Annotated in this window: 17 protein-coding genes; 10 read left to right on the top strand and 7 right to left on the bottom strand. The window is 42.3% G+C overall.

Going from position 1 to position 22,064, the window contains the following annotated elements; all coding sequences use genetic code 11:
• The first annotated feature begins 89 nt into the window (after nt 1-89).
• Nucleotides 90-1,712, top strand: a complete 1,623-nt coding sequence (ade, locus tag QHT84_RS00635) for an adenine deaminase (RefSeq protein WP_283237601.1) — start codon at nt 90-92, stop codon at nt 1,710-1,712.
• Nucleotides 1,713-1,789: 77 nt separating this feature from the next.
• On the opposite strand, the gene rsmI is transcribed toward ade, so the two are convergent.
• Entirely contained in the window at nt 1,790-2,485 is a 696-nt protein-coding gene (rsmI, locus tag QHT84_RS00640) for a 16S rRNA (cytidine(1402)-2'-O)-methyltransferase (protein WP_283237602.1), read from the bottom strand.
• Nucleotides 2,486-3,364: a hypothetical protein gene (locus QHT84_RS00645; RefSeq protein ID WP_283237603.1), complete on the bottom strand. Its 879-nt coding sequence runs from the start codon at nt 3,362-3,364 to the stop codon at nt 2,486-2,488.
• Nucleotides 3,365-3,560: 196 nt separating this feature from the next.
• Between QHT84_RS00645 and QHT84_RS00650 the strand changes: the two genes are divergently transcribed.
• The 7 genes from QHT84_RS00650 (at nt 3,561) to QHT84_RS00680 (ending at nt 11,863) form a co-directional block, all read left to right on the top strand.
• Complete coding sequence (locus tag QHT84_RS00650) at nt 3,561-4,181, top strand: thymidine kinase (RefSeq protein WP_283238299.1); 621 nt, start codon at nt 3,561-3,563, stop codon at nt 4,179-4,181.
• Nucleotides 4,182-4,192: 11 nt separating this feature from the next.
• A complete protein-coding gene (locus tag QHT84_RS00655; RefSeq protein WP_283237604.1) occupies nt 4,193-6,637 on the top strand; it encodes a bifunctional UDP-N-acetylmuramoyl-tripeptide:D-alanyl-D-alanine ligase/alanine racemase in 2,445 nt (814 codons plus the stop codon).
• Nucleotides 6,638-6,711: 74 nt separating this feature from the next.
• Nucleotides 6,712-7,089, top strand: a complete 378-nt coding sequence (mscL, locus tag QHT84_RS00660) for a large conductance mechanosensitive channel protein MscL (RefSeq protein ID WP_283237605.1) — start codon at nt 6,712-6,714, stop codon at nt 7,087-7,089.
• Between the two features lie 282 nt (nt 7,090-7,371).
• Complete coding sequence (locus QHT84_RS00665; protein ID WP_283237606.1) at nt 7,372-8,361, top strand: aspartate-semialdehyde dehydrogenase; 990 nt, start codon at nt 7,372-7,374, stop codon at nt 8,359-8,361.
• Nucleotides 8,362-8,518: 157 nt separating this feature from the next.
• Entirely contained in the window at nt 8,519-8,881 is a 363-nt protein-coding gene (locus tag QHT84_RS00670) for a hypothetical protein (RefSeq protein WP_283237607.1), read from the top strand.
• A gap of 31 nt (nt 8,882-8,912) precedes the next feature.
• Nucleotides 8,913-11,291, top strand: a complete 2,379-nt coding sequence (locus tag QHT84_RS00675; RefSeq protein WP_283237608.1) for a TonB-dependent receptor — start codon at nt 8,913-8,915, stop codon at nt 11,289-11,291.
• An 11-nt stretch (nt 11,292-11,302) separates the two neighbouring features.
• Nucleotides 11,303-11,863 carry a type 1 periplasmic binding fold superfamily protein gene (locus QHT84_RS00680; RefSeq protein WP_283237609.1) on the top strand — a complete coding sequence of 187 codons (561 nt, stop codon included), beginning with the start codon at nt 11,303-11,305 and terminating at the stop codon, nt 11,861-11,863.
• A 53-nt stretch (nt 11,864-11,916) separates the two neighbouring features.
• On the opposite strand, the gene QHT84_RS00685 is transcribed toward QHT84_RS00680, so the two are convergent.
• Nucleotides 11,917-12,717 (bottom strand): TIGR00266 family protein, encoded by an 801-nt coding sequence (locus tag QHT84_RS00685; protein ID WP_283237610.1) that lies wholly within the window; start codon nt 12,715-12,717, stop codon nt 11,917-11,919.
• Nucleotides 12,718-12,899: 182 nt separating this feature from the next.
• Between QHT84_RS00685 and QHT84_RS00690 the strand changes: the two genes are divergently transcribed.
• Nucleotides 12,900-13,277 carry a DoxX family membrane protein gene (locus QHT84_RS00690; RefSeq protein WP_283237611.1) on the top strand — a complete coding sequence of 126 codons (378 nt, stop codon included), beginning with the start codon at nt 12,900-12,902 and terminating at the stop codon, nt 13,275-13,277.
• 30 nt (nt 13,278-13,307) lie between these two features.
• Here QHT84_RS00690 and mtgA read toward each other — a convergent pair whose 3' ends face one another.
• Together mtgA and QHT84_RS00700 are read right to left on the bottom strand one after the other, a co-directional pair.
• On the bottom strand, nt 13,308-13,988 hold the full coding sequence (gene mtgA, locus QHT84_RS00695) for a monofunctional biosynthetic peptidoglycan transglycosylase (protein WP_283237612.1): 681 nt from the start codon (nt 13,986-13,988) through the stop codon (nt 13,308-13,310).
• 1 nt (nt 13,989) lies between these two features.
• Nucleotides 13,990-15,105, bottom strand: a complete 1,116-nt coding sequence (locus QHT84_RS00700) for an NAD(P)/FAD-dependent oxidoreductase (protein ID WP_283237613.1) — start codon at nt 15,103-15,105, stop codon at nt 13,990-13,992.
• A 216-nt stretch (nt 15,106-15,321) separates the two neighbouring features.
• On the opposite strand from QHT84_RS00700, the gene QHT84_RS00705 reads away from it, so the two are divergent.
• Entirely contained in the window at nt 15,322-18,519 is a 3,198-nt protein-coding gene (locus QHT84_RS00705) for a reprolysin-like metallopeptidase (RefSeq protein ID WP_283237614.1), read from the top strand.
• Nucleotides 18,520-19,226: 707 nt separating this feature from the next.
• Here the strand turns inward: QHT84_RS00705 and QHT84_RS00710 are convergent.
• Both QHT84_RS00710 and QHT84_RS00715 read right to left on the bottom strand, forming a co-directional pair.
• Complete coding sequence (locus tag QHT84_RS00710) at nt 19,227-21,098, bottom strand: OmpA family protein (RefSeq protein WP_283237615.1); 1,872 nt, start codon at nt 21,096-21,098, stop codon at nt 19,227-19,229.
• A gap of 19 nt (nt 21,099-21,117) precedes the next feature.
• On the bottom strand, nt 21,118-22,035 hold the full coding sequence (locus QHT84_RS00715; RefSeq protein WP_283237616.1) for a PorP/SprF family type IX secretion system membrane protein: 918 nt from the start codon (nt 22,033-22,035) through the stop codon (nt 21,118-21,120).
• Nucleotides 22,036-22,064 lie beyond the last annotated feature (29 nt).

The following is a 22,064-nucleotide window of genomic DNA, read 5'->3' on the forward strand; positions in this document are numbered from 1 at the left end:
GTAAACCACAAAAATAGCAAAAGCAACGGCAGCTTTATTGCAGTTTTAGTGTATTTATTCGTTATTTTTGAAATTCAAATTTTATAAAAATGCAAATTCAAGGTCAAATAGTCGATATCGAAAACCACCGTATTTACTCGGGTGAAGTTTCGGTTGCTAACGGTAAAATTGTTTCCATAATCGAAAAACAACACGATAACAAAAACTTTATTCTTCCGGGTTTTATCGACGCGCACATTCATATTGAGAGTTCGATGTTGGTGCCTTCCGAATTTGCCAAAATTGCCGTACTACACGGTACCGTCGGAACGATATCCGATCCGCATGAAATTGCCAATGTATTAGGGAAAGACGGTGTGTATTATATGATTGAAAACGGCAAAAAAGTCCCGTTGAAATTTCATTTTGGCGCACCATCTTGTGTTCCGGCCACCTTTTTTGAAACGGCCGGTGCGGTGATTGATTCGGGGCAAATTAAGGAACTGATGGCGCATCCCGACATTTATTATTTGGCCGAAATGATGAACTATCCCGGGGTGTTGTTTGACGATGAAGAAGTGTTAAAAAAGATAGCTTGGGCGAAACATTTCAACAAACCGGTTGACGGACATGCACCGGGGTTGCGCGGTGAAGCGGTTCAAAAATACATCTCGGCCGGAATCACAACCGATCACGAGTGCTTTACCTACGACGAAGCGGCCGAAAAATTATCGTTAGGAATGAAAGTGATTGTTCGTGAAGGCAGTGCCGCCAAAAATTTTGAAGCGTTAATCGACTTACTGCCGAATCACTACGAAAACATGATGTTTTGTTCCGATGACAAACATCCGGACGATTTGATTGTAGGCCATATCAACCAATTGTGTGCCCGAGCCGTGGCCAAAGGTCATGACGTTTTTAAAGTTTTGCAAATGGCCTGTATCAATCCGGTGAAGCATTACAACATGACCGTAGGTTTATTGCAACCCAACGATGCTGCCGATTTTATCGTGGTGGAAGATTTGACACATTTTAAAGTATTACAAACTTATATTGATGGCGAATTGGTCGCCGAAAACGGTCAATCCTTTGTTAAACACGTTGACTTCGAGAAACCCAATAACTTTACTACTGCGCCTAAAGTGTTAGCCGATTTCAAAGCGGTAAGTGATGCTAAAACCATACGCGTTATAGAAGCTTTGGAAGGGCAGTTGATTACCAATGAACTTCATGGTACCCCAAAAATTAAGGACGGTAATTTAGTTTCCGATGTGGACAATGACATCCTGAAAATGGCGGTAGTCAACCGGTATGAAAATGCGCCGGTAGCCGTGGCCTTTATCAAAAACTTCGGATTGAAAAAAGGGGCGATTGCCAGTTCGGTGGCGCATGATTGTCATAACATCGTTGTAGTAGGTACTTCGGATGAAGACATTTTGAATGCCGTAAACTTAATTATCCAAAACACCGGCGGTATTTGTGCGGTGAACGGTGCCGAACAAAAATCGTTGGCTTTGCCCGTAGCGGGTATTATGAGCGACCAAAACGGTTGGGAAGCCGGGCGTTGGTATCAGGAAATTGATGCGATGGCGAAAGATTTGGGCAGCACTTTAAAAGCGCCTTTTATGACGTTATCTTTTATGGCACTATTGGTAATTCCCGATTTGAAATTATCCGATAAAGGCTTGTTCAGCGGGAATTCGTTCTCGTTTGTGGATTTGGAGGTATCATAACGAATGCCGCGTGAAGGATGGAGGCAGGCACCGTGTGCCGCCGAGAGCCTGACGGCGCGAAGCGACGGCACGCCCTTTTATTCTTTATTCTTTTCTTTTATAGTAATTTTTCCACCCACCACGGCTACAATTTCTCCTTTCGGTGGTTTGGCGTCAAAATGTTGGAGCACTTCAGCGGCGGTGCCACGAATAGTTTCCTCATGGAGTTTGGACAATTCTCGGGAAACCGATACCGGTCGGTCGGCGCCAAAATACTGTACAAATTCGGCCAAGGTTTTGACCAATTTGTGTGGTGAAACGTAAAAAATCATGGTTCGGGTTTCTTCGGCTAAGACCAAAAAACGGGTTTGTCTGCCTTTCTTTTCGGGCAAAAAGCCTTCAAATACAAAACGGTCGTTGGGCAAACCGCTGTTAACCAAAGCGGGTACAAAAGCCGTGGCGCCGGGCAGGCATTCCACTTCTATATGTTGTTCGACACAAGCGCGGGTGAGTAAAAATCCGGGGTCGGAAATAGCCGGTGTTCCGGCGTCGCTGATTAAGGCTATGTTTTCTCCGGCTTGCAAGCGTTTGATGACATTCTCCACGGTTTTGTGCTCGTTGTGCATGTGGTGGCTGTGCATGTGCGTGGCTATGTCGAAATGCTTCAACAGTTTGCCACTGGTACGCGTGTCTTCGGCCAAGATTAAATCGACTTCCTTTAAAACATTAATCGCCCGGAATGTCATGTCTTCCAAATTACCAATGGGCGTGGGAACAAGGTAAAGTTTGCCCATTTAAGCGAATTTTTTCTCTAAAATAGCCATAAAACGCTCTATGTAATCTTCTTTACCAACCCAGTAATCGTAGTCGGGGATTACCATTTCATTGAGAAAGGTTTTGGCCTCTTCCAGGGTGTTGAACGTATTTAATTGCGAAATCACACGGTTAAAATCTTCGTTGCTTTCGCCAAAAAGATTGTTGACAAAAGCGATGCGATCGTTGAGTCCGATTTCGAGGGTTTTAGTAAAACCGGTGTGTAAAGCCGTAGCCGGTTTACTTTCTTCTTTGGTTTCGGTAGTAAACGAAGACACTTCGTTGGGTTTTACAAAAACCGGATCAACATAATCGGCGCCCAACAGTTCGTCGAGAGCGACTTGTTTGGTTTCGGGCTTCACTTCGGAAGCTACTTCTGCCGGTTCGATTTCGGCTATGGTTTCATCCTCTTCTTCGGGGGTCAATTCAAAAATGGGCGTAATTACCGGTTGCTCGGCAATTTCTTCCGGGTCGTTTTTGATTTCAATGCGCGCTTCTTCGGTCGGGTTTTCGGGCCTATCGAGTGTTTCAATAATTTCTTCTTCCGTTTCGGTTTCTGCCGTCACAACCGGTTCTTCTTCCGCTTCGGTTTCTTCTACCGTTGCTTCGGGCGCGGGCACTACTGACTCCACAGCCGGTTCGGGTTCAGACTCGATACTTGTAGTTAACTTGGCTTCCAAATCTTGTGCTTCAACCTCCTCCTTTACCCACTCGTAGTTTTCCTGATAAAACTTCAAAACGGTTAGGGTTTCGTATAATTTTTGGGTCTCTTTATACAATTGGTCTACTTCCGATTTGTTCTTGAGTTTTAAAATTCGGTGCGCAATGCTGATTAACTCGGCTTCTAGTCTTTTTTTCATGTGGTTGAAATTACGGGTATCGCTGATATGCTTGTTATTTTTTGTGACTTCTTCATTTATTTAACTTGGGAAGAAGTTACCTTAATCAAAATTTTTCTACATTTGAAACGACGTAAAAATAGAAAAAAATGACGTCGGTTTGTTGGCATTACAAAGTAATAAAAACTATTCATTTTTAGCGCAAGAAAAATACAAAATGTTTCTCGAAAATACAGTAAATCATAAAGAACAATTCGGGTGGATCGAAGTCATATGCGGCTCTATGTTTTCGGGAAAAACGGAAGAACTCATTCGCCGATTAAAAAGGGCGCAATTTGCCAAACAAAAAGTGGAGATTTTCAAACCTTCCATTGATGTTCGGTATGACGAAGAAATGGTGGTTTCTCACAACAAAAACGAAATCCGTTCCACTCCCGTTCCGGCAGCGGCTAATATCCGCATTTTAGCGCAAGGTTGTGATGTCGTCGGGATTGATGAAGCGCAATTTTTTGATGACGAGATTATTGCCGTATGCAACGACTTGGCCAATACCGGAATCCGCGTTATTGTAGCCGGTTTGGATATGGACTTTAAAGGCAATCCGTTTGGCCCGATGCCGGCACTGATGGCCACCGCCGAGTACGTGACTAAAGTCCATGCCGTGTGTACGCGAACCGGAAATTTAGCCCATTACAGTTTTCGAAAAACCGACAGTGATAAATTGGTTCTGTTAGGCGAAACCGAAGAATACGAACCACTGAGCCGTGCGGCTTATTTTAAAGCCATGCGAGAAAACATGGAAGTAAAAGATCCTGAACATTTATCCTCGGAAGATTAAACCCCCATACTTTGACACTCACCCTACGAAATATCATCCCCATCATTAAAGCCCACTGCGTCGGCCAAAATGATGTGGCTGTGATTGATTCCATTTCTATCGACAGCCGCTCGTTGCAAAACGGAGAAAACACTTTGTTTTTTGCGATTATCGGCCCCAATAACGACGGCCATCAATACATCGAAGAGCTTATTACCAAAGGCGTTCGCCATTTTGTGGTAACGCATATTCCGGAAGCTGTTGCCGGGCACGCTACTTTTTTGGTGGTTGAAAATACGCTCGAGGCTTTGCAGAAATTTGCGGCGTACTACCGCAGCTTATTCGACTTCCCGATTGTGGGTATTACAGGCAGTAACGGCAAAACCATCATCAAAGAATGGCTAAATTTTTTGTTGAGTCCGGATTACAACATTATCCGCAGTCCCAAAAGTTACAACTCGCAAGTCGGTGTGCCGCTCTCTATTTTAGGCATCAACGAAAAACACAACTTAGGCATTTTTGAAGCCGGCATTTCGATGATGCATGAAATGGAAAAACTCCAAAAAATCATCCGCCCAACCATCGGTATTCTATCCAATATCGGTTCGGCACACGACGAAGGGTTTCCCAGTGTCGCCGAAAAAATCAAGGAAAAACTCAAACTGTTCACCTCGGTTAACGTACTGATTTTAAACAAAAACAAAACGATTTGTGCTTTTGTCAATCCCAAAATAAAAACCTTTACCTGGTCGTCCGATGATAAAAGTGCCGATGTGTATATCACGAAAAAAAACACGGGCGAAGTCACCGAATTACAGCTTACCTACCGTGAAGACACTTTCGTTGTTGGTATTCCGTTTCAAGATCAGGCTTCGGTAGAAAATGCCATCCATTGTATCATGGTGATGCTGTATTTCGGCTATAGCCAAAAAGTCATCCAAACCCGAATAGCCCAGTTGTATCCCGTAGAAATGCGTTTGAAAGTCAAAAACGGCATCTACAATTGTACGCTTATCGATGACAGTTACAGCTCCGATTTCCAGTCTTTGAAGATTGCGCTCGACTTTTTGGAAAACCAAAAGCAACACAAAAAGAAAACCATTATCCTATCGGACATTTTTCAGAGCGGATTAAACAATGAAGAATTGTACTCTCAGGTATCGCAATTGATTATTTCCAATAAAATCAACCGCGTTATCGGTATCGGCGAGACCATTTCTCAGTTTAAAAACAAATTCATCAACGGCATTACGTTTAAAAATGTAACCGAGTTTTCGAAAGCCTTTGACCAACTGACTTTTGAAAACGAAACCATACTCATCAAAGGCGCCCGCGATTTTCATTTCGAAGAAATTGTATCAATGCTCGAGGAGAAAACCCACGAAACCGTTTTGGAAATCAACCTCAACGCCGTGAGTCACAACCTCAATTTTTTTAAATCGAAATTGGCGCCCAAAACCAAACTGATGGTCATGGTGAAAGCCTTCGGGTACGGAAACGGCGGCTTTGAAATTGCCAAATTGCTCGAACATCACAAAGTAGACTATTTAGGCGTGGCTTTTGCCGATGAAGGCATTGCGCTGAAAACCGCCGGAATCCACTTGCCGATTATGGTAATGAATCCCGAAACCACTAGTTTTTCGGCCATCATTCAACATCAATTGGAGCCCGAAATTTATTCGATTAAAGGCTTGAAAGCCTTTTTAAAATTAGCCGAACAAAAGAAACTCAAAAACTTCCCGATTCATATCAAAATCGACACCGGCATGCATCGCTTAGGGTTTGAAGAAGAAAACTTGCCCGAACTGATTGCCATACTTCAAAACCAAGAAACGGTTCACATCAAAAGTATCTTATCGCACATGGCTACCAGCGATGATTTGCAACACGACGCTTTTGCCAAATCGCAAATCGCTTTGTTCGAACAACTGTCGAGCCGACTCCTAACGGAATTGCAAATCAAACCGATTCGCCATATGTTAAATACTTCCGGCATTTCCAATTATCCCGAAGCACAATACGACATGGTGCGATTAGGGATTGGCTTGTACGGCGTTTCAAACGATGCCGAGGAGCAAAAACAGCTGGAAACCGTAGGCACTTTGAAATCGGTGATTTCGCAAATCAGAACCATAGACGCCGGAGAAAGCGTGGGTTACGGCCGCCGTTTTTTCGCTGAAAAGACCTCCCAAATTGCCACGATTCCCATTGGGTATGCCGACGGCATCCGCAGAAGTTGGGGCAACGGTGTAGGCTATGTCGTTATCAACGGGAAAGAAGCCAAAATCGTCGGCAGCGTTTGTATGGACATGCTGATGGCAGATGTGACCGGTATGGACTGTAAAGAAGGGCAAACCGTGATTATTTTCGGCGAAAATCCTTCGGTAAACCTCATGGCTAAGGCCTTGAATACCATTCCGTATGAAATTCTGACCGGAATTTCGCAACGCGTAAAAAGAGTATTTTTCCGTGAATAATCAAAAATCTTGCGGACTTTTTAAATTTTTAACTACTTTAGTAGTATTATTTAACCAAAAAAAACAAAACAATTATGGGAATGGTTTCAGAATTTAAAGATTTTATTGCTAAAGGCAACGCCATGGATTTAGCGGTTGGAGTTATCATCGGAGCCGCATTCGGCGCCATCGTCAATTCCTTAGTCGCCGACGTAATTACACCGGCCTTGTTGAACCCGGCTTTAAAAGCGGCACAAGTCGAAAATTTGGCCGACTTAAAAACCGAAAACGGCATTCTTTACGGTAAATTTTTGGCCGCAGTTATTAGTTTCCTGGTTATCGCCTTCGTCATTTTTATTATGGTGAAAGCCCTCAACTCCATGAAGAAAAAAGAAGAAGCGGCTCCGGCAGCACCGGCTGGCCCTACACAAGAAGAATTGCTTACCCAAATCCGAGATTTGCTCAAAAAGTAGTACCGCTACAGTATATATTCTAACTAATCCGCCTCGTCATTGAGGCGGTTTTTCTTTTTATGGGAAGCACCACAATAGTTTCCCTTAAACCCCTCGTCCCGCTTTTCGCACTACCCCGAAGTATCGGGGGTAGTTTGCTGCAATCGGGGCTATTCAAAACGCTTGGTGCCTTGCCTGTTTTATCTCTAAATGAATTATTAAATTTTAGGTAAAAACAGCTGTAAAAATACTTTTCTCCCTACTTTTGTACTTCAAAAAATATAAATCGATAAATACATTCATATGAAAGTTGCCGTTGTTGGTGCTACCGGTATGGTAGGCGAAGTAATGCTTCAAGTTTTGGCGGAAAGAAATTTTCCGGTAACCGAGTTAATTCCGGTTGCTTCCGAAAAATCCGTTGGTAAAGAAATCGAATTCAAAGGAAAAAAATACCAAGTGGTGGGTTTACAAACCGCTGTTGACAGGAAAGCCGATATTGCTTTGTTCTCAGCAGGCGGACAAACCTCATTGGATTGGGCACCGAAATTTGCTGCCGCCGGAACCACCGTCATCGATAACTCTTCGGCTTGGAGAATGGATCCGACCAAAAAATTAATTGTCCCCGAAATTAACGCGCACGAATTAACGGCAGCCGACAAAATCATTGCCAACCCGAACTGTTCTACTATTCAAATGGTTATGGTTTTGGCGCCTTTACATAAAAAATACACCATCAAGCGCGTGGTGGTTTCCACCTATCAATCCATTACCGGAACCGGCGTAAAAGCGGTACAGCAGTTGGAAAACGAATATGCCGGCGTTCAGGGGGAAATGGCATACAAATACCAAATTCACCGCAATGCCATTCCGCAATGCGATGTTTTTGAAGACAACGATTACACCAAAGAAGAAATGAAATTGGTGCGCGAAACCAAAAAAATCATGGGTGATAACAGCATCGCCGTTACGGCAACCGCGGTGCGTATTCCGGTGGTAGGCGGCCACAGCGAAACCGTAAATATCGAATTCAACAACGATTTTGACATTGCCGAATTGCGCAAAATACTACACCATACCAATGGCGTTGTGGTGCAAGACAATACCGACACGTACACCTACCCAATGCCTTTGTATGCCGAAGGCAAAGACGAGGTGTTTGTAGGCCGAATTCGTCGCGACGAGAGTCAGCCCAACACCGTTAACATGTGGATTGTAGCCGATAACCTGAGAAAAGGTGCTGCAACAAATACCATTCAAATTGCGGAATATTTAGTCGCTCATAAACTGGTTTAACAGACACCTTTTGCAATATTTATTGCCACGAATTACACCAATCACCTCAAATTAATTTGTACCGGTTAGTGTAATTCGCGGTTTTTAGACACATCCAATTCCTAAAGTTTGTTAAAATAGCGTTCATTATACGTTGTTTTAGCCTATTTTTGTATGCATGAGAAGGAAACTACGATTGGTTAATGCTGCCATGGGACTGATGATATTGCTTGCAATATTGTTTCAGGCGGCACACTCTTTCAATCACTTAGCCAAACAGTTTTCGAAAACACACTGTCATCACATTTATCACGATCACCAAACAGAACTCCATCATGGTCACGATGGTTTGGAGAAATGTTTTACTTGTGAGTTTGCTTTCAGTCATTCGATTAAAACCGAAGGCGAAGCGCTTTCGTTTGTACCTAAATTATTTTTTACCCAACCTGTTTTTGGCAACAACTCCGAAAACATTCCCTTTTTTAAAGGAAGTTCTTTCTTACTTCGCGGCCCGCCCGGCGTTGTCCTTTTCTTGACCTAAACCTAGTGTTAACGAATTAGAAAACAACAAAATGCAAAAATTCAGTTTGTTTTTTTGCTTGTTGTGTTTTGGTATTCATTACAGTCAGAACACCATAAGCGGAAAAATAGTTGATGAAAACAATATGGCATTGGAGAAAAGCCACATCCATATGGCGTCTAAATCAACCAACAGCAAAAAAGACGGTTCTTATATTATTCGCAATATCCCTAACGGTCCGGCTAAGGTTTTAATCACTTATGTTGGCTACAAACCTATTGATACCACTCTGTTAGTCAATGGCAACTTGGAGATTGATTTTAAGATGAAACAAAAAAATGAACAATTGGAAGAAATTGTAGTCAAACACAAAAACAACTATTTCAATCATTCGGTTTCCGAACAAAAAATCAAAGAAAGAACCATTGAAAAATTCAGCAGTCAATCGTTGGGAAATTTGCTCAAAGAAGTTCCCGGAGTTTCCGTTTTAAAAAGCGGCAATACCGTTGTAAAACCGGTCATTAATGGTTTGCACAGCAGTCGTGTGGCCATTTTTAACAACAATGTTAAGCTTGAAGACCAACAATGGGGAATGGAACATGCGCCAAACTTTGACGTCAATGCCGCCGGAAAGATTACGGTGTTGAAAGGCGCTTCGGCGCTGCAATATGGAGGTGACGCCATTGGCGGTATTGTTATTATTGAACCTTTCAGCACCAAAAAAGACACGCTTTTCGGGAAAACCATTATGACTATGGAGTCCAATGGTCGGGGTGGTACTATTTCATCCAGTTTGCACAAAGGAAATTTCTGCGATTGGAGTTGGAATGCGCAAGGCAGTTTCAAATATTACGGCGACAGGGAAGCACCCGATTATACGTTGTCTAACACCGGAAATCGGGAGGCCAATTTTTCAGGTGATTTGAAATATACCGGAAAAAAATTCGACGTTGCTGCTTACTACAGTTTGTATAGCGCCACCATCGGTATTTTGAGTGCTTCCCACATCGGAAACGTGAATGATTTGTACAACTCGATTAATAATCAAACTCCATCGGTAACCGAAGATTTTACGTATTCGATTAAAAATCCGAAGCAAAAAGTACAACATCATTTGGCCAAACTGAATTACAATTATTACTTCAAAGACGGTCAGTCGTTGGCTTTGCAATATGCTTTTCAATTCAACAATCGCAAAGAGTTTGATTTGCGCACCGGGGTTTCAAACGACAAGCCGGCTTTAGACTTAAACCTGTTGACGCATACCGTTAATGCCGATTATAAGTTGAGTGTGAATGCTTGGGACTTCAAATCGGGGATTATGGGTTTGTACCAAAACAACACCGCTAATCCGAATACCGGGGTTCGTCCGTTAATTCCAACCTATGATAAATTTGAGGCTGGAGTTTATGCCGTAGCCGACAATCATCTTACGGAAGATTTTTCGATTGAAGTGGGTATCCGATATGATTTCTCCACCATTGAAGCCACCAAGTACTATTTAAAATCGCGTTGGGAAGAACGCGAGTACAGTCCGGAGTTCGATGCTTTCATCACCGGTGATTTTGGTACGCAATGGCTGACCAAGCCAACCTTTACTTTTCACAATTTTTCGGCCAGCATCGGAACACAATATTCATTCGGTAACGATTACGAATGGTATTTCAACCTCAGTCGTGCTGTAAGAAATCCGAATCCTTCAGAGTTTTTCAGTGATGGCTTACACCATTCCAGCGGCATGATAGAGTTAGGCGACTTGCGATTGAAGCAAGAAAAATCGAATAAAATCAGTACTTCATTACAAAAGAAATGGCGAAAGGTAAAAATGAACCTCAATCCGTTTTTGAATTATATTGAAGACTATATGTTTTTGAAACCTGTTGGTTTTGAAACCACTATTCGCGGCGCGTTCCCGGTTTGGGAATACCAACAAACCAATGCTTTACTGGCCGGTGTTGATTTCAATTCGGAATGGCAAATAAGTGAGCATTGGCAACATCGATTGTTGTTGACTTATGTAAACGGAAGAGACAAAACCAATAATGACGCTATTATTGATATGCCTCCGTTGACCCTTAACAACAGGATTCAATTCCACCAAAAAAAATGGAACAATCTAACCCTGGAATTGCAAAGTGAAATAGTTTTCCGACAAACGCAATTTCCCAATAATAATTTCAGCACCAATATTATTGAAAACGGAGATTTTGTTCCGGTTGAAGTGGATATCAGCACGCCGCCTCCGGCCTACCATCTTTTGCATTTTACCTCAGACTTCCAATTCAAGGTAACAGATCATTCTTTAGCAACCTTAGGTTTTTCCGTATTCAATATTTTAGATACGCCTTACCGAGATTATTTAAACAGACAGCGTTTTTATGCCGATGAATTAGGCAGAAACTTTCAAATTCAATTAAAAATTAATTATTAAAATTTAAAACTATGAAATATTTAAATCCAGCAAAAACTTTACTTTTATCAGCAACCGCATTATTTACCCTATCGTGCAGTAATGACGATAACGGTCCGGTTAACGAAGAAGAAGTAATCACTACCGTAACCACAACTTTAACCGGAGGCGGACAAGTAATCACATTGACCTCCAGAGATTTAGATGGTGACGGACCAAACGCCCCAACAATTACTGTTTCCGGAAATCTAACTGCCAACACCACCTATGCCGGTGAAGTTTCTTTTTTAAACGAAACACAGACTCCGGCTGAAGACATTACTGTAGAAGTAGAAGAAGAGGGTGTAGACCATCAGGTTTTTTATCAGCTCCCGGCAGCTTTAGGAACCATTACTTATACTGACCTTGATTTGAACGGAAAACCAATTGGTTTGACTTTCACTTTAACCACCGCAAATGCCGGAACCGGAAACCTAACGGTAACGTTAAGACATTTACCCAATAAATCGGCTTCCGGAGTGGCTGCGGGCGACATTACCAATGCCGGTGGCGCCACAGATGCCTTGGTTACTTATCCTGTAACGGTTAACTAAATTCGTTTTAATTCCCCAAAAAAAACGTCCCAAAATTCGGGACGTTTTTTTATTTAAAATCGATTATCACCATCGAGCATTCGGCCTAAACCGCCCAGTAAGCTCCCTTCCTCTCTGCCGCTACCGCCGGCTTTTGGTGCCGAGGCTATGATTCGGTCTGCCAAACGACTAAACGGCAACGATTGTACGTAAACTGTTCCGGGACCGCGCAGGGTTGCATAAAACAACCCTTCACCCCCAAACAATGAATTTTTAATCCCGCCTATAAATTCGATATCGTAGTCTACGTCTTTGGTAAATCCTACAATACAGCCGGTATCTACCTTAAGAATTTCTCCTGCGGCCAATTCTCTTTTGGCTAAGGTACCGCCACTGTGGACAAATGCCAATCCGTCTCCTTCAATTTTCTGCATGATGAACCCTTCCCCACCAAATAATCCGCGTCCTAATTTTCGGGAAAACTCAATGCCTACCGATACCCCTTTGGCTGCGCACAGGAAGGAGTCTTTCTGGCAAATAAATTTACCTCCGAATTGTGTTAAATCAATGGGTAAAATTTTTCCCGGATAAGGGGAGGCAAAACAAGCTTTGCTTTTGGTATTATTTTGATTGATATAAGCTGTCATGAATAGGCTTTCTCCGGTGAGGACTCTTTTTCCGGCCGACAGTAATTTATCAAACAAGCCGGATTGTTGTTGCGAACCGTCGCCGAAAATGGTTTCCATTTTGATGCCGTTATCCATCATCATAAAACTTCCGGCTTCGGCAATAACAATTTCCTGCGGATCCAATTCAATTTCTACATACTGCATTTCTTCGCCATAAATATGGTAATCGATTTCGTGAGCTAACATAATTCCTGTTTTTTATCGTTGGTGGATTAGTAAATTTATTTTAAAAATTGTTACAGCGTCAAGTAAAATTCAACAAAATCATTCCATTGCATGAAATGTGTTAATAAATTGGTTATTTCAACGTAATAAGTATAAAATTTTAGTTTTATTTTTACGTAATCACTAATTCAAAATCTTCGCGTATGAATTCAATGTTCACTAAAACCATCAGGATAGCATTAGGGGTAATGCTGATAGCATTCGGAGCCAATAAGTTTTTTCAATTTTACCAATTAGAGCGACCGGTTGATGAAATCGCTAATAATTTAATTGACAACTTAGAAGCCACAGGGTATTTTTTTATTGCGGTAGGAGCATTTGAAATTATTTTCGGGATATTGTTATTATTGAAAAAATGGGTGCCTTTTGTTTTAATGGCATTATTTCCTATCACGATGAATATACTTTTGTTCCATATTTTGCTGAGCATACCAAATATGGGATTCGCCGTAGCCGTGGCCATTTTTAATTTGATACTGATTTACAAATATTGGGACAAATACAAACCCTTATTTGATTAATTAAAAAGCCGACCTGAACAGGTCGGCTTTTTAATATTCAATTTTACCGATATGGCGCATAACGCGCATGATTTTATCTTTTCGTCTTTCAATATAAGCAGAGGAATTAGACGCCTTGTATTTTCGGGGATTGGGCAAAATGGCCGCAATTCCGGCAGCTTCTCTTTTGGTGAGATTTTTGGCCTTGGTTCGGTACCAAACTCGAGCGGCTTCTTCGGCACCGTAGACCCCATTCCCCATTTCGATGCTGTTGAGATACACTTCCATGATGCGTTCTTTTCCCCAAATCAATTCGATTAAAACGGTGAAATAGGCTTCCAATCCTTTGCGGAGATAACTTCGCCCTTGCCATAAAAACACATTCTTGGCAGTTTGTTGCGAAATGGTGCTGCCGCCTTTTATTTTTTTACCCTTTTGGTTGTTTTTAAAAGCCTTTGACATCGCTTGAAAATCAAATCCGTTGTGTTTTAAAAAATTCCCGTCTTCGCTGGCGATAACCGCTTTTTGAAGGTTGGGCGAAATTTCCTCTAACGGAACCCAATCGTGACTCAACACGGCATCGTTGCCGTCAATCTTGTTTTCAATGGCTCTAATCGCCATTAAAGGTGTATACGGAACCGGCACCCATTTAAAAATAACGACCAACAAAATGGAAATCGCAAAAAACCACAATAGGGCTTTTTTAATCCAGCGCAATATCTTTTTTATCATACTATTTCACTAAGTCTGCTAATTCCTGACCGATTAAACTCCCGATGGCGACACCCATTCCACCCAAGCGAACCCCACAATATACGTTTTCCGACAAGGGTTCGACTATCGGTTTTTTGCTCGAACCCAATCCCATAATCCCGCTCCAGCGATGTGCAATTTTAAAATCGGTGTTAGGTAAAATTACTTCTTTTAACAATTCCTCCAAACGATTTTGAATGATTTCGGTTTCCCCGAATGCAGTGGTGGTTTCTCCTTCAAAATCTAAATTACGACCGCCGCCTAAAAGAATCCGGTTATCTATATTTCGGAAATAATAATACCCTTTATCCAAATGGAATGTTCCCTTGATATCTAAATCGGGTATGGGTTCGGTAATTAATACCTGTGCTCTGGCCGGTTTTACTTGGTTGTTCGTTACTGTTGCTGCAAAGCCGTTAGTAGCAAAGAGTAATTTTTGGGTTGTAAAGCTAAAATCCCCCAAGTCTATGCTGACCGAGTTGCCATTATCGGAAAAATCGGTCACCGTAGTTTGATTCAAAATTAGGATATTCTGAGTAATTGCTTTTTGGAGTAAGGCATGCATCATTTTACCGGTATCAATCTGGGCTTCAAAAGGATTAAAAATGAGATAGTCCTGAATTCCTTTGAAGTCAAATCGATCAACTTCTTTGGCAAAAACATCGCTTTTGAAAATGGGCTTTATAATCTCATTGACAAACGGAAGCTTCTGCAAACACTCGTTATACGCATTTTCATCTTCTTTTAAAAACAATTCGTAACCCCCGAAAGGTTTGAAATCGATAGCGCTATCCCCCAAATTTTTGCGAAGCAATTGCAAACCGCTCCATCGCTTCTGAATCAATTGTATTACTTCTTCCTCGCTATGCGTTTTTAAATCGTCTAAAATCTCGGAAAGACTTCCAAAACAGGCGAATCCGGCATTTTTAGTACTGGCGCCTTGCGGCAAAATGCCGCGCTCTAAAACGAGTATTTTACGCTCCGGGAAACGCTCACGCAGCGCTAAAGCACAATGTAGCCCTACAATACCGCTTCCGACTATAGTAAAATCAATAGTGGAAAACCAATTTTTTATTTCCCAGTAACTGAAATTCATAATTATTTTTTTCTAAAAATACTTTTTTTAGCCGTTCCTCAAAATAATTATTGTCCGTTTTTTCGAATTTACTGACATTTTAATTAAAAAATTGTTTATTTCTCACGGTATAAACAGGTTACTTATCGATTTGTTAACATATTTAGAATTTTAGCCGCATTTATGTGAAAAATAATTTTAATTTTGAGCCATTAATTTAACCAAATTCACTGATTTATGAAGCACAAATTACTAACGGTTGCTTTACTCACTATCAGCAGTATAGCGTTCTCCCAAACCAGAAGCTCACTTTGGAGTGCAACCACCAAAAAAAGCGATATGATTCCGCTGGAAAGCAGAATGATTTTGCCGGAAAAAAATCTGTTTACATTAGACCTGACACAACTCAGAAACGCCTTGTCCTCAGCGCCTCAAAGAAATGCCAGAAATTCGAATACCGTTATAGCGATTCCAAATGAAAACGGCGTCTTGGAAAATTTCAGAATTTATGAAAATTCCGCGTTAGCACCGGAACTGGCCGCCCGTTATCCGGAAATTAAATCCTACATCGGAATTGGCATTGACAATCCGACCTCTACCGCTCATTTTAGTTTATCTCCGTTGGGTTTTAAATCAATGATACTGCAAGCCGGCAAATCGGCTGTTTTTATCGAACCTATTTCTCAGGATTTGAATACTTACACGGTATACCGAAAAGCAGATAAAGTGCAATCTTTAAATCGTTTTGAATGCTCTGTTATCGACAACATTGTACCTCAAATTGAAGGCAGTACCTTGAGACCCAATGCTGATGATGCCATGTTGAGAACATTCCGCTTAGCAATGTCGTGTACCGGTGAATACGGAACCTACTTTGGAGGGACAAAAGCATTGGCTTTGGCTGCAATTAACAACTCTATTACAAGATGTAACGGTGTTTTTGAAAAAGATTTTGGGGTACGAATGGTAATCATTGCCAATACCGATTTGGTCATTTATACGAATGCTTCGACAGATCCGTATTCTGCTGCCTCAAGTATGTCGAATTGGAACAATCAGTTACAAACAACGCTAACCAATGTTATCGGTGAAGCCAACTATGATGTCGGACACTTGTTCGGAGCTACCGGTGGCGGTGGGAATGCCGGTTGTATCGGTTGTGTTTGCGTAAACGGTTCTAAAGGAAGAGGGTACACTTCTCCGGCGGACGGAATTCCGTATGGCGACAATTTCGACATCGATTATGTGGCACACGAATTAGGACATCAATTTGGAGCCAATCATACATTCTCTATGAGTAATGAAGGTACGGGAGCCAACATGGAGCCCGGAAGTGGTTCGACTATTATGGGATATGCCGGGATTACTTCTCAGGACATCCAGCCGCACTCGGATGATTATTTTCATGCTATAAGTATCCAACAGGTAACCAACAACATCAAAGCGAAAACGTGTCAAACAAACACACCAACCGGAAACGCTGTCCCGACAGCCAACGCCGGAGCCGATTATACTATTCCTAAAAGCACTCCTTTTATGCTAACCGGTTCAGGAACCGACGCTGATGGTGATGCGCTAACTTACAATTGGGAACAGTTTGATAATGCTGCCAGTACGGCTACAGGAGCCAGTTCGGCCGCAAGTGCCACCCGAACCAGTGGCCCAACTTTCCGATCGTATAATTCATCAACATCTCCGGTTCGGTATTTCCCCAGAATTCAATCGGTTTTAGCAGGCGCTACTACGACTGCCGGAAGTGAAATTACAGTAGAGGCTTTGCCATCGGTCGCCAGAACCATGAATTTCAGATTAACGGTTCGCGATAACAGAGCCGGTGGCTCGGCCAACAATAGTGATGACATGGTGGTTACTGTGAACGCTACAGCCGGTCCGTTTACCGTAAATTCACCAAACACCGCCGTGACTTATGCCGGTGGTTCTTCACAAACCGTAACTTGGTCGGTAGCCGGAACCACAGCTAACGGGGTAAACTGTGCTAATGTGGATATTTTACTATCGACTGACGGCGGATTTACCTACCCTATCACTTTAGCTTCAGCTACGCCTAACGACGGTACTCAAGCCGTTACTATTCCGAATTTAGCCGGAAGCACTAATCGTATTATGGTAAAAGGAACCAATCATATTTTCTTTGATGTATCGAATGCTAATTTTACGATTACTTCTTCGGCTCCTGACACGACTGCTCCAACAGCAGCTACATTAGCGGCATCCGGAACCACGGCATCTTCTACCAACTTAACTTGGTCGGGAGCCACGGATAACGTAGCCGTAACCGGGTATGATATATATCAAAACGGTGTTTTCAGAGCGTCAACGGCTTCCACTTCCTTTACGGCATCGGGTTTGAGTGCTTCCACAACGTACAGCTTTTATGTGATTGCCAAAGACGCGGCCGGCAATGTATCGCCTGCCAGTAATACGGTAAACGTAACGACATTGACTCCGGACACCACAGCGCCGACAGCGCCGACAGTAAGTGCTTCGGGAACGACTTCGTCTTCGACCAACTTAGCCTGGTCGGGCGCTACCGATAACATAGCGGTTACTTCTTATGATGTGTACCGAAACGGTTCATTCTTAGCTTCTACAGCAGCTACGTCATACGCCGTGACCGGTTTAACCGCTTCAACAGCATACACTTTCTATGTAGTGGCCAAAGACGCGGCCGGTAATGCATCGCCAAACAGCAACACTGTAAATGTTACTACCTTAACACCATCGGTTACTTACTGTGCTTCACAAGGCAACAGTACAGCCGATGAGTACATCAACAGAGTGCAACTGGGCACCATCAACAACTTATCCGGCAATAACGGAGGCTACGGAAACTTTACCGCTTTATCCACCAACTTGGTACGCGGCACCAGTAATTCCATCACCGTTACACCGGCTTGGACTGCAGCCACCTATAGCGAAGCCTACCGTGTTTGGATTGACTTTAACCAAGATGGTGATTTCTTGGATTCGGGGGAACAAGTGGTGAATGTAACCAAAACCAAAACCACTCCTATTGCCAGAAGCTTTACGGTGCCAACCACCGCCTTATTGGGCGCTACCAGAATGCGTGTATCGATGAAATACAACGCATCACCAACCTCTTGTGAGGTATTCTCATACGGAGAAGTGGAAGATTACACCGTGAACATTACCGCAACAGCTCGTACGGAAGACGCTGTAACTAATGTATTAGCCTTTAGTTTGTATCCGAATCCTGTAAAAGGTGAGGTGTTAAGCATTGCGAATTTAGACTCTGCGGCTTCCTATCGAATCTTTAACATGATGGGACAGGAATTAGGCAAGGGCAAAATAGAGAACAACAATGTATACGTTGGTTCGTTAAAAGCCGGGGCGTATTTAATTGAAATTACCGACGGTACTGCTACAGCAACCAAGCGTTTTATCAAAGAATAACAAAACTTCACTAATAAAAAAAACCACTCCGAAAAGAGTGGTTTTTTTGTGTTTTTAAGGAGCGAATCGTTCGGGTGGCTCGGAAATCCTTTTTCCCGCTGTGCGTCTCGTTCGGTAACGAGACTCCCATCGGGGCTAGTTACGTTATCTTATCCCTTTTGGAAAGGGTTGTAAAAGGACTATCCTTTTTACCGTATTGGGAATGCTGTTGCGGTGACACCTTCAGTCAGCCCACTTTAAAAAAAAGCAGAACGAACCATTTCTTTTCATTTCATTACAGCTCGATAGTGTTTTACCTTCCTACATTCATCGATTGCTTTGAATAGCTGCGTTATAAGCCCCGAAAAGTAAATCTGATGCACAAAGTTATGTCTGAACGTTTTTGAGCCTTTACCGCAAAAGAAAAACGCCGGATGTTTGGATGTAAACAACTCTCTCTTTTATTGTCAAGTGCCTTTGCCAAGAAACACGCTTTAATGGAGAATTTTTGTTTATCCCGAAAGGAAATAATTATATCAGCCCTACAAGGAAATCGATACGATTGCTGTATAGCCCCGACAGCAGCCAACTACCGCCGAGCCGTGTATTCGGCGTTGGCGTAGTGCGGATGGCGGGAACACGGATTGCCGGGCCACCCGAACGATTCGCTCCTTCCATAAAAAAAGCCGAACATAACGTTCGGCTTTTGTATTGGAATATGATTGGGTTTATTGTGCTACAATCAAGAATTCGGAACGTCTGTTTTGAGCGTGTTGCTCTTCGGTACAGTCTTTACCACAATCTACTTTAGGCTCTAACTCACCCATTCCTTTAGCGGAAATGCGGCTTGGATCGATGCCTTTAGAAATGATGTACTGTGCCGTAGATTTAGCTCTTCTGTCGGACAATCTAAGATTGTATTTGTCGGTTCCGCGGTTATCGGTATGCGATTTAGCCAAGATAACCAATTTCGAGTTGTTTTTCATGACTTGTACCAACTTGTCTAACTCGAAAGCACCTTCCTGTGTGATGTTGCTCTTGTCGTACTCGAAGAAGATTGGCTTCAACACGATTTCGGTTGGTGTTACAATGACATCGATAGGTTGTAACGCCGCATCAATTTTGGCTGATGGTCCTTTGCTTGGCGTAATGGCAAAGGTATTGCCTTCATAACCGTCTTTAGACGCTTGCACTACATACGCTTTGTCGCACTCTACACGGTATTTTACTTCCCCTCTGGCATTCGACATTTCGGTAGCAATGACGTTTTTCTTATCGTCTAAGATGGAAACGCTGGCGTTGGCCAAAATGGCGCCTGTTTTAGCATCGGTAACCACGATAAGTGCATCGACACCACAAACCGGATTTACGATAAAGATGTCGTCGTTACCGTTACGGTTACTCGACAAGAATCCGATATTTTTGGCCCCGTTGAAGGTAAACGCAAAATCGTCTTTTTCGGTATTTACCGGTTTACCGATGTTGGTGGCTTCAGAACCGTTTGATAAGTCGATTTGGAACACATCCAAACCTCCTAAGCCCGGTTTTCCGCTTGAGGAAAAGAATAAAGTTTTGTTGTCATCGGCGATGAAAGGGAAACTTTCGTTGCCTTCGGTATTGACTTTATTGCCTAAGTTTTGAGGTTCCCCAAAAGTACCGTCGGCGTTTACTGCCACTTTCCAGATGTCCACACCGCCAACGCTTCCCGGTCTGTCGGATGAGAAATACAAAGTTTTTCCATCGCGGCTTAAGCTTGGGTTGCTGGTAGAGAACTCTTTGCTGTTAAACGGCAACATGGTAACATCAGTCCATGAGTCACCGCTTTTAGTCGCCCTGAAGATACTGTTTCTACTTAGTTTTAATTTGTTGGCTTTGTCTTTTTCAAATGTTTTTTCTCTGAAACTATCACTCGAAAAATAAACCGTATTCCCGTCGGCACTCATCGTTAATGGTCCGTCGTGGTACTGAGAATTCAAAGAAGTTACCGTTCCGGCATTGGTGATGGTTCCATCGGTATTGTAATCGGCTTTGTACACATCTAAGAACGGTTCATCGGTCCAACCGTAACTTTTACGAGCTCCGTTGCGGGCACTGGTAAAGTATAAGGCATTGTCATAAAGTACTGCTCCGAAATCGGACTTGTCGCTACTTACGTCGGATGAGTTTACGTTGTACAATTTTGTTTTATCTAACAATCTTGGTACATAATTCGGATTTTCTTTGAAGGCTTTCGCACGAGAATCATTTGGTGCAGCAGCGGCAAATTTTTGCATTTGCTTGTTCGATTCTTCGTATTTCCCATTAGCTTTCAGCATCTGAGCATAGCGGTAATAGGTTTCAGCATCCTGATTGGTTTCGGTTGCTCGGGCATACCACTTGGCCGCTTCAGCAGCATTGAACATGTTATAATAGGTGTCGGCCAATTGTTTGTAAACATAAGCGTCCCCTTTGTCATTCTCCACCAATTTAAGATAGGCCTTGGCGGCGTCAACATACTCATAGCGTGCAAATAGTTTATCGGCCGCTTTCGTGTCTTTATTTTGAGCCGATATTGTAAAACTTACCGCTACAAAACTTAATGTTATATATAGATTTTTCATTGTCGGAATACTTTATAGGTTAGAAATATCTAGGCGATTGTGATACTTTTTTCGAGAAGTTCAAGTCGAATAACAACATGAACTCGTGAGAAGAAGGAGTCACCACATTCAAATCTGAAATAATATGGTCGTAAGCATATCCAATTCTTAAATTTGGTGTAATGGCAAAGTTTACCATGGCACCGAAAGAATCTTCTAATCTATAAGTAGCCCCCAATTCTAACTTATCATACAACATAAAGTTGGTTGACACATCGAAAGAAGTTGGTGCATTCAATGATGATTTCACCATAGCGAACGGTTTGAATTTTAAATTCGGGTTAATATCAAACACGTATCCTCCGGTAAAGAAATAGTGTAACTCTTCAGTTCCGTACTGTCTGCCGTTAAAATCAAGGTATTTTGTTTTTAACATATTAGGCATGGAAAATGCCAAGTAGTACTTTTGAGTATAGTAGAACACTCCCGTTCCGATATTCAGAAAAGTGGTGTTCGGGTTACCACTGCCAAACACATCATCACCAACATCCGGTAACGTTGGATAAATGGTGTTAAAATCGATTTTGTGCATGGTCAGACCTGCTTTCAAACCGAAAGCAAGTCTGTGTTCACCACCCAAATTTAAAGTATAGGAGAAATCTCCATAGAAGTTGTTCTCTTCAACAGGACCAATCTTGTCTGAGATCACGGAGAGACCCAATCCTACGTTTCTTCCAACAGGACTATGGATAAAGAAGGTTCCGGTAGTTGGTGCATCTTCTATTTCCACCCATTGCTTTCTGTAAAGCAAACCTCCTGAAATACTTTCTTTTGATCCTGCGTAAGCCGGATTCATTACACTCATGTTATACATATACTGAGTATAGTGAGGGTCTTGCTGTGCTCTTAACTCTGTTACCACTAAAGTTAATAATGCAATGAAATATATTTTCTTCATTTTGTTTTGTGTTTTATTTGAATGCAAAT

Origin of the sequence: Flavobacterium sedimenticola, from assembly GCF_030053345.1 — a bacterium.
GTDB classification, from domain to species: Bacteria; Bacteroidota; Bacteroidia; order Flavobacteriales; family Flavobacteriaceae; genus Flavobacterium; species Flavobacterium sedimenticola.